Source organism: Herbaspirillum sp. UBA812, assembly GCF_002296545.1.
GTDB lineage: Bacteria > Pseudomonadota > Gammaproteobacteria > Burkholderiales > Burkholderiaceae_D > Herbaspirillum > Herbaspirillum huttiense.
Window position 1 is genome coordinate 23,603 of sequence record NZ_DBIC01000264.1, and the last position, 2,663, is coordinate 26,265.

Here is a 2,663-nt window from a genome sequence, read left to right on the forward strand (position 1 = left end):
AACTCGCGGGTGCGGATGGCAACATCAATGCCGCTGTCGAGCAGGTCGACGTAGCGGTTGGCCGCGACCACCTCCAGCGTGATGTCCGGATAGAGACGATGAAAGCGCGGCAGCAGCGGGCTGATGTGCTTCATGCAGAAGGACAGCGAGGAAGTCACCCGCAGCAGGCCGCCGGGGGCGACGCTGTTGGCATTGACCAGGGCTTCGGCTTCCTTCATCTGCGTGAGCGCCGCCTTGCAGTGGCGATAGAAGGCCTCGCCCGCCTGGCTCAGCCCCAGCCGGCGCGTGCTGCGTTCCACCAGGCGCGCGCCCAGGCGCTCTTCCAGCGCGGCCAGGCTGCGGCTGGCGGCGGCATTGGACATCCCCAGCGCCTCGGCGGCGCGCGAGAGGCTGCCCAGCTCGGCCACCTGCACGAAGAGTTCGAATTGATTCCAGCGGTCCATGGGACGGGCTTTCCGGGGAGGGGGAGCAGGCCGAAGTGGAAAACAGTTTTCCACTTTCGTCATATATCTGCGAAAAGATAAGACCTATATTACCGCTCAGCGGAAAAATCAGTCCAATCTCAACACACACGCACAACACACAACAGCGACGAGGAGACCATGCTCAATCTCAATGAAGACACCATCACCCAGGCCGTGCTGGCGCGCCATGCCGGCATGCCCAATGAACGGCTGCGCCAGATCATGACCAGCCTGGTGCAGCACCTGCACGCCTTCGCGCGCGAGGTACAGCTGACCGAGGAGGAATGGTTCGAGGGCATCCGCTTCCTCACCGAGACCGGGCAGCTGTGTTCCGACAAGCGGCAGGAATTCATCCTCCTGTCCGATACCCTGGGACTGTCGACGCTGGTGATGGCGCAGCAGAATCACAAGCCCGCCGGTTGCACCGAGGCGACCGTATTCGGTCCCTTCCACGTGGAGAATTCGCCGGTCTATCCGCTGGGTGCGGATATCTCCAACGGAGCCAAGGGCCAGCCCTGCTTCGTCAGCGGCAGCGTGCGCGGGCGCGATGGCCAGCCCGTCGCGCATGCCACGATGGAAGTGTGGCAAGCCGATGAGGATGGTTTCTATGATGTCCAGTATCCCGACCTCGACCAGTTGCAGGCGCGCGGCACGCTGCATACCGATGCGCAGGGGCGTTATCACTTCCGCAGCATCCTCGCCAATTCGTATCCGATCCCGCATGACGGCCCGGTGGGCAAGATGCTGGAGACGCTGGGCCGTCATCCTTGGCGGCCGGCGCACCTGCATTTCCGCATCCAGGCCGAGGGCTATGAGACGCTGATCACCCATGTCTTCCGCCGCGGGGACGCGTATCTGGAGTCCGATGCCGTCTTCGGCGTGCGCTCCACGCTCATCGCCGACTGGCCGCGCCATGAGGCCGGACCCGCGCCCGATGGCAGCACCTGTGAGCAACCGTTCTACACGCTGGACTATGATTTCATCCTCAATCCTCAGCGCACCTGATCCTGCCATGTCCCTGACTGCCCACAACAGTTTTACCTATACCAGTTCCGCCGCCCGTGTGATCTTCGGTGCCGGCAGCCTGCAGCACCTGGTGCGCGAAACCGACCTGCTGGGCGCACGCCGCGCCCTCGTGCTGTGCACGCCCGGCCAGCGCGCCGAGGCCGAGCGCGTCGCCGCCCTGATCGGTGAGCGCTGTGCCGGGATATTCGACCAGGCCGTCATGCACGTGCCCATCGAGACCGCGCGCCATGCCCGTGAAGTCGCACGCAAACTCGGTGCGGACTGCGCCATCGCCATCGGCGGCGGTTCCACCATGGGATTGGGCAAGGCCATTGCACTGGAATCCGAACTGCCCATCCTGGCCATCCCGACCACCTATGCCGGCAGCGAGATGACGCCCATCTATGGCATCACCGAAGCCGGCCTCAAGAAGACCGGGCGCGATGCGCGCGTGCTGCCGCGCACGGTCATCTACGATCCCGAACTGAGCACGGGTCTGCCGCTGAAGCTGTCGGTGACCAGCGGCATCAATGCCATGGCGCATGCAGCCGAAGGCCTCTATGCGCCGGATGCCAACCCCATCATGTCGCTGCTGGCCGAAGAGGGGTTGCGCGCACTGGCCGAGGGCTTGCCGCAGCTGGTGGCGCGCAGCGCTGATCTGGCCGCGCGCAGCCAGTGTCTGTATGGAGCCTGGCTGTGTGGCACGGTGCTGGGCAATGTCGGCATGTCGCTGCATCACAAGCTGTGCCACACGCTGGGCGGCAGCTACAACCTGCCGCATGCCGAGACGCATACCGTGATCCTGCCGCACGCGCTGGCCTACAACGCACCGGCGGCACCGGAAGCCATGCAGCGCATCGCGCGCGCCCTGGGGACCGACGATGCCGCGCAAGGAGTGCATGCATTGGCTGCCCGGCTGCAGGCACCGTTGTCCCTGCGCGAGCTGGGCATGCCGTATGAGGAACTGGATCGCTGCACCGACATCGCTTTGCAGAATGCCTATGCCAATCCGCGCGCGCTGGAGCGCACGGCGCTGCGGGCCTTGCTGGAGAATGCCTGGCAGGGGCGTGCGCCTGAGTGACGTATAGTGTGGCGGTGCAAGCGTTACGTAGACAACGTTGAGACCATCAGGAGACCGCCATGCCACGAACCACCCGCAGGCCCATGCTGTATCCGGCCTTGTTGAGTCCTTGC

The 2,663-nt window shown here is 64.8% G+C and carries 3 protein-coding genes; 2 read left to right on the top strand and 1 reads right to left on the bottom strand.

Annotation, left to right across the window (positions count from 1 at the left end; genetic code table 11):
• Positions 1-443 (bottom strand): LysR family transcriptional regulator (locus tag B3873_RS17860; protein WP_286867726.1); only part of this gene is annotated, 443 nt, incomplete at its 3' end.
• Between the two features lie 159 nt (positions 444-602).
• On the opposite strand from B3873_RS17860, the gene B3873_RS17865 reads away from it, so the two are divergent.
• Entirely contained in the window at positions 603-1,469 is an 867-nt protein-coding gene (locus B3873_RS17865; protein ID WP_286867728.1) for an intradiol ring-cleavage dioxygenase, read from the top strand.
• 7 nt (positions 1,470-1,476) lie between these two features.
• The gene (locus tag B3873_RS17870; protein WP_286867729.1) at positions 1,477-2,550 is read left to right on the top strand and encodes a maleylacetate reductase; all 1,074 of its coding nucleotides are present in this window, start codon (positions 1,477-1,479) and stop codon (positions 2,548-2,550) included.
• Positions 2,551-2,663: the final 113 nt, after the last annotated feature.